The following is a 6,284-nucleotide window of genomic DNA, read 5'->3' as shown; positions in this document are numbered from 1 at the left end:
TAGTAATGTTAGGACAAAAATCAAACCCAATAGAGAGTTGCGGCGCTTCGCGCCGCAACTCTCTATTGGGTTTGATGTCCTGACTTAAGTGAATATAGCTCTAATTCACAAAAGTGTGACAACACTTTTGTGAATTGGTAAGTATCTGGGCATAATTAAAACCCAGAATCAAGCCCTGTAGCGCACGCTGTGCGTGCGCTACAGGGCTTGGGGTTTTATCTTTAATTGCGCCTAGCTACTTATAAAAAACTTGCTTAGCAAAGATTTTTGTAAATTATCGGGTTTTACCTATTCTTTTTAGTGATTATGAATCCCATACTGCAAACTGAAATCTGTCATTTTATCCGCGAGATCGGTCAAAAAGCGATTCATCTGAGAGAGAGAGGTTTTCAAGTTGATGAAAAAGGTTTTGATGATTATGTAACTAATGTCGATCGCGAACTCGATTTGTTATTGAGGCAAAGGTTTCAGGCATGGTTTCCCGATGATGTGGTAATTAGCGAAGAAAACCAAAAATCGCCAGAACTATGGCAAGAAAAACAAGCATCTAGTCAGAAATATTGGTTCATCGATCCGATTGATGGTACTGATGATTTTATTCATGGGCGGGAATTCTATTCGGTGATGGTAGGGGTTTTAGAACAATCTCAGCCAGTTCTCGGCTGGATCTATGCCCCAAAGAGCGATCGCCTATATTTTGGCGGAACTGCTGTTAATGGATTATTCACGGTTACCAATGGGCATGTCCCTGAAGTTTTGCCTTCTAGTCCACCCAAGGGAGCAAGTAGCGATCGCGTAATTGTCAGCAAAAAAGACGATCTTGCCTATGGTGAGGCGATTCGCACGGCTGTTCCCAATGTGGAGTTTTATAGTCTCGGTAGCTTTGGCTTAAAGGTAATGGAAGTGGTTCAAGGTCGTGCAAACGCTTATATCTATCTCAATCGGCGCGTGAAGCTCTGGGATACCGTTGGTCCTCTAGCGATCGCCAAAGCCGCTGGGTTAGTTTGTTGCGATCTGACAGGTCGTGAAATCGGATTTGGCTATGATGATATCGATCCTGCGAAACTCACCCATAACCAAGTTATTGTGATTGGCTGGTCAAAATTTATCGATGAATTTCTGGATTCGATTCATCAAAACCTCTCCAACTGCATGTAGTCGGCATAATTAAAAACCAAAATTAGAGAGAGTACCGCCCGCGTAGCGGACTGTACTCTCTCTTGAGCTACTTAGTTCTTGAAAGCCGCTTGTTTCATGCCTACATCAGCAATATGTATTTTAGAAGTGATATGGCGCTATATTAATTAATAAATTCCAATAACTTCGCAAAAAGCCTGTATTTGGCTATATCTATGTCCAAGAAAAACTATCCTAAAGCATGGAGACGTTTCGCTACACAAGTCAATCAATCCGATCATCAAGTTTCGGTAGAACTAGGAAATAAATTCGATCGCTTAGCAAGATGGGCTGCTCGCTTTCGCCTAGCCAAGAGTTTTAAGAAACTGGATTTAGGCGATCATTACGCTAGTCCGCTTACACCCCAACTCTATTCAGCGATTACGAGAATCTTTCTTACCTATACAGCCTTTGAAACATACTGTCGCATCATTGGCTTAAATCCCAGTCAGGAAGCCCAATTAGAAGCTTGGCAAAATGAGCAGTCTCAAACCACGATCATCCAAGAGATCCGTAGATTAGATCCCAAACATACTTTCTCTAGCTTTTTAGAAGAACATTTAGAGGGGGTTGCTTTAAAAAGAATGATGCGCGATTTTATCGAGGGCAAAGATGTCAATATTAGTTTTTTAGCCAGATGTACGAGACATATTTTTGCCCATGGAGTGCTGACGGCGCATTCATCAAATCTATCGGTAAAGCGTTTTGAAGAGGTGTCGCAGATTATTTCAGATTTCTTAATAAATTGCATGGATCAAGATTTTGACAGTCGCGTAGCAAAATAATTACAGCTAACGCAAAGTGAAAAGATGAGTGGCGGCGCGATGCGCCGCCACTCATCTTTTAAGTTAGGAAATCAAACCCAATAGAGAGTTGCGGCGCTTCACGCCGCAACTCTCTATTGGGTTTGATTTCGCCAATTGTACTAGGACATAAACCCCAAGAATTGACTGGCGGCGCGAAGCGCCGCCAGTCAATTCTTGGGGTTTGAATGGTGTAGCCATTTCTTAACTTGCTATTATTTCACTCGGCATCCAGTTTTTTGATATAGGTTCCTAATTCGTTAAAAGTTCCCGCATAGGTAATAGTCGGCGTGGTGTATCCCTTTAGTTCTACGGAATATTGTCTTAGGGACAGTAAAACCGCAGCGTAGGGGGTATGGCTGTAGGTAGTAGAGCCGATCGCAACATCCAACCCTAATTGCTTGGTTGATGACTCTAGACGGAAGGCTGCATTGACGGTATCGCCGAGAGCCGTATAGTCTGGATGTTCGCTAGTTCCCATCTGTCCGACCATAGCGTAGCCCGTATTTACTCCCGCACCCACGCGCAGTTGAAAGGGAAATTCAAACTGGCGGTTGAGTTCGTTACTCATTTCATAGAGTTCGTAGAGAGCGCGGTAAACCTTAAGCATATCTTGGGTCGTGACGGTATCCGACCCTTTGGCTGCTTCATGGATCCAAACGGTCATCACCGCATCACCGATGTACTTATCAACCCAACTACCATGGCGATCGATGATCTCACCCGCACGACGGAACCATGTCCCGATCGCTTCCGAGAGAACATGCTCGTCCATTTGTTGGGTAAGTTTCGTAAAGTCACGAATATCGACTACCAAAACTGTAATTAATTGACGCTTGTGCAACATGGCAGTCGCCACCGCATCAGTTGTTTCTTCAGTTTGAGCCGCTCCATTATCGGGCGTAGTGGTAATTTCAGGACAATAAAATTCTAAATTTGTTTCGCCTAGGGTAATGCGATCGCCACTCCTTAAGCTCACAGGAATAGTTACACGCCGTCCATTTACAAAGGAACCGTTGCGACTGCCGAGATCGATGAGAAAATAGTTACTGTCTCCAACAATTTGGAACATAGCATGGTTGCGTGACGCACATTTGTCAGACAGAGGAATATCATTTTCCGATCCCCTTCCTAATGTCCAAGAATACGCATTCACAAGAGGAATCTGTATCGTACTTTGAGATCCGTGAAGTACGATATGTGGTTGCTCATCCCAATTTGTGGCAGGCTGACTCACAAGGTTAATAACCCCCAAAATATAAATTTATAGGTATACAAATATTCTGCGTCTCTTTGAGTCTTGGCTTTAGTTAATATAGCGTTTTTTTGATGCTCGCGAATATAGCCAAAAGCCAGAGCAATGATTCTGGGGAGTGATGTGAAATTAACCGATGTATCATAGGTTATTATCACAAATATAATTTTCTGCCCTGCCGGCTTCGGTTAAATTTAAACTCGATGCAAACTACTATTTCCCCAAAACAAGAAAATAATCGGCTTAAAACCCTTTGGAAAAAGCCTTGGCTAGTTGTAGTTTTACTCGTTGTTTTGCTAGGTGGTGGCTTTGTCGCTTTTCGTGCCCTGACTGGGCTTAGCCAAAGTTCGACAACAGTCAATGATAAAACTGAACTGGTTGAGTCTAAATCCTTGTCGATCAAAATTAAGTCTAGTGGTTCCGTTGTTCCCATTGAAACGGTTAACCTCAGCCCGAAGCAAGCGGGGCAATTGGTTGAGCTATTGGTTGAGCAAGGGGCGCGGGTCAATCGAGGACAAGTAATTGCCAGAATGGACAGTAGCAATCTAGTTCCTCAGCTTTATCAGGCGCAGGCTAATGCCGCCGCTAGTGAAGCCAATCTAGTCAAATTACGCAACGGTAGCCGTCCTGAGGATATTGCCGCCGCTCAAGCTCGTGCTGAATCGGCAAGGGGGCGTTTGGAGGCCGCAAAATCGCGGTTAGCCTTAACAAGCATGAAGACTTCGCGCTTTCGGGGATTGCAAACTGAAGGGGCAATTTCCAGCGATCGCTTTGATGAAGTATTAACCGACGATCGCAGCGCTCAGGCTGATTTACTCACGGCTCAAGCCAATCTTGTTGAAGCCAATCGCCTTTTAGATTCGTCGCGCAATGGTAGTCGTGCGGAAGATATTGCTCAAGCCGAGGCGCAACTCGCCCAAGCGATCGCAGGCGTTCGCACCATCGAAGTGCAGATTGAGGATACGGTGATTCGCGCTCCCTTTACGGGCATCATTACTCAAAAATATGCCAATGCAGGAGCCTTTGTTACGCCCACTACGAGCGCATCCTCTACTAACTCATCGACCTCTACTTCGATTGTGGCGATCGCTAATGGCTTAGAAATTATTGCGAAAGTTCCTGAAGTAGATATTTCACAAATTAAAATCGGACAAGAAGTAGAAATTATTGCGGATGCCTTCCCTTCAGAGGTTTTTAAGGGCAAGGTGCGTCTGATTGCTCCTGAGGCGGTTATTGAGCAAAATGTTACGTCTTTTCAAGTCCGCGTCACCCTAGAAACTGGCAAGGATAAATTGCAATCGGGAATGAATGCCGATCTGCGCTTTATCGGTCAAAAAATTGATAACGCGCTGGTCGTGCCAACGGTGGCAATCGTTACCCAAGAGGGCAAAACAGGGCTATTGATTGCCGATGAGAAGGGTAAGCCCCAATTCCGCCAAGTTACCATCGGCACGACGGTGGATAACCAGACGCAAATTCTGAGTGGGGCAAAGATCGGCGATCGCGTATTCGTGAAGCTACCCGAAACCAAAGCCAAACCTCAATAAAAAATTAGGGGGCGCTAAGCGCCCCCTAATTTTTTATTTTATGCGGCGACAGCTTGTTTGAGGGGTTGCCAAGTGACTTCGCGATCGCTGCCAGTTTCAATTACGATTTTGACACGCGGATCGCGATCGGGAATTTGGCTCAGAGTTTCTAATTCTTGCTTAGAGAGATATTTACCCTCGATCAACCACACTACCAAGCCTTTGGACTTCGCAGGTAAAGCATTGAGGCGAAACTGGATTGCAGGGGGAATAAAATAGGTGCGAATTTCGGTTTTGCCCAAGTGGGAGGGACGCACACCATGAACATCGGTCAGGTAACTATTCACATCACCTAAACCCCTTGCGGTGATAAAGAGAATTTCATAACCTGCATTCTTTAGACGAAGTTGGTAGCGACCTTCATAACCACCTTCAGGGGGAACACGCATTGCTAAAGCCCCTGCTTTTTCGAGGTCTTTGACAATTTTATCGGTTGCAATCAATGGCATGTTGACATCCTATGCTGAACGCTAAATTATTGAGCTAACAGTATTTTATACCTAGAAAGCAAACGCATACTCACAGCATATTTATCGTATCCATCAAAAACTTGAGACATTAACTAAAACTGTAATCCCAATTCCCAAAATGGCAACGCCATTTTGGGAATCTCAAAACCTTACGTTGCAATATAGCTATAGCCATATAAGTTAAGACATAAAACCCAGAAGAGTGTTGCGGCGCTTTGCGCCGCAACACTCTTCTGGGTTTTATATTCACTTGATTTAGGACAAATCAAACCCCAAGAATTGACTGGCGGCGCTTCGCGCCGCCAGCCAATTCTTGGGGTTTATGGCTACTCGATCGCGTAATATGTTCAATCGACAACTTGAACGTCAATATCGATCGTTCCTGGTGGGGAAAGTCGTACAAATTTATTTTGTTGCTCTTGGAGAGGTTCGCCACAGTTAGGGCATTGAAATTGACTTGAGCGGGAAGCATTAAAAGTCGCATCGCAGACGGGACAGTCTGAAGTGACAATGCTACGTTTAATCCACCATTGCAAACCGAAAAAGGCAATTACAGGAACAAAGGTAACTAGACCAATCAGGATAAAGAAAGAATTAACGAGCCAGCCTAAACCGATCGTGCTTAATGTCCAAAAAATTAGTAAAGCCGTTAGCCAAAAGCGCACACCTGACCAGCGATCGTCACCGCCGCCACCACTGGGAAAGTTATTGCCAAATGTGTAGTATTTCATGAGTTTGAGCCCCTGTTTTGAGTCCCTGTATTTACCTGTAGCGATCGTAACACTCTTACTTAATCTTACTCTTTCCCTTTGTGTATGGATAACCGCAAAGTCTTGTTCGGAATTGGTATAGCTACGCATTAAAACCCAAAGATTAGCAGTGCGGTGCGACACTGCTAATCTTTGGGTGGAGTAATACACTTGGCGACAGCTATACAACGCGCACCACTCATCTACTGGGTATTGTTATGGAAATCAGCGTTATTTTAATTTTC

The 6,284-nt window shown here is 44.4% G+C and carries 6 protein-coding genes; 3 read left to right on the top strand and 3 right to left on the bottom strand.

Annotated elements, in window-relative coordinates; genetic code table 11:
* Window positions 1–306: 306 nt before the first annotated feature.
* Together PseudUWO310_RS14850 and PseudUWO310_RS14845 are read left to right on the top strand one after the other, a co-directional pair.
* Window positions 307–1,158, top strand: a complete 852-nt coding sequence (locus tag PseudUWO310_RS14850; protein ID WP_142602578.1) for a 3'(2'),5'-bisphosphate nucleotidase CysQ — start codon at window positions 307–309, stop codon at window positions 1,156–1,158.
* A 194-nt stretch (window positions 1,159–1,352) separates the two neighbouring features.
* Window positions 1,353–1,961 (top strand): hypothetical protein, encoded by a 609-nt coding sequence (locus PseudUWO310_RS14845; protein ID WP_142602576.1) that lies wholly within the window; start codon window positions 1,353–1,355, stop codon window positions 1,959–1,961.
* Between the two features lie 238 nt (window positions 1,962–2,199).
* Here the strand turns inward: PseudUWO310_RS14845 and PseudUWO310_RS14840 are convergent, their stop codons facing one another.
* Window positions 2,200–3,216, bottom strand: a complete 1,017-nt coding sequence (locus PseudUWO310_RS14840) for an adenylate/guanylate cyclase domain-containing protein (RefSeq protein ID WP_142602573.1) — start codon at window positions 3,214–3,216, stop codon at window positions 2,200–2,202.
* A 221-nt stretch (window positions 3,217–3,437) separates the two neighbouring features.
* On the opposite strand from PseudUWO310_RS14840, the gene PseudUWO310_RS14835 reads away from it, so the two are divergent.
* The gene (locus PseudUWO310_RS14835) at window positions 3,438–4,781 is read left to right on the top strand and encodes an efflux RND transporter periplasmic adaptor subunit (protein ID WP_142602571.1); all 1,344 of its coding nucleotides are present in this window, start codon (window positions 3,438–3,440) and stop codon (window positions 4,779–4,781) included.
* Between the two features lie 38 nt (window positions 4,782–4,819).
* Here PseudUWO310_RS14835 and PseudUWO310_RS14830 read toward each other — a convergent pair whose 3' ends face one another.
* The gene (locus PseudUWO310_RS14830) at window positions 4,820–5,269 is read right to left on the bottom strand and encodes an NAD(P)H-quinone oxidoreductase subunit N (protein ID WP_055075758.1); all 450 of its coding nucleotides are present in this window, start codon (window positions 5,267–5,269) and stop codon (window positions 4,820–4,822) included.
* Between the two features lie 368 nt (window positions 5,270–5,637).
* Window positions 5,638–6,150 carry a hypothetical protein gene (locus PseudUWO310_RS14825; RefSeq protein WP_223805680.1) on the bottom strand — a complete coding sequence of 171 codons (513 nt, stop codon included), beginning with the start codon at window positions 6,148–6,150 and terminating at the stop codon, window positions 5,638–5,640.
* Window positions 6,151–6,284: the final 134 nt, after the last annotated feature.

This window comes from Pseudanabaena sp. UWO310 (genome assembly GCF_006861605.1).
Classification (GTDB): Bacteria; Cyanobacteriota; Cyanobacteriia; order Pseudanabaenales; family Pseudanabaenaceae; genus Pseudanabaena.
Note: the sequence above shows the minus strand (reverse complement) of the source record. Positions and strands in the feature narration are given on the sequence as shown.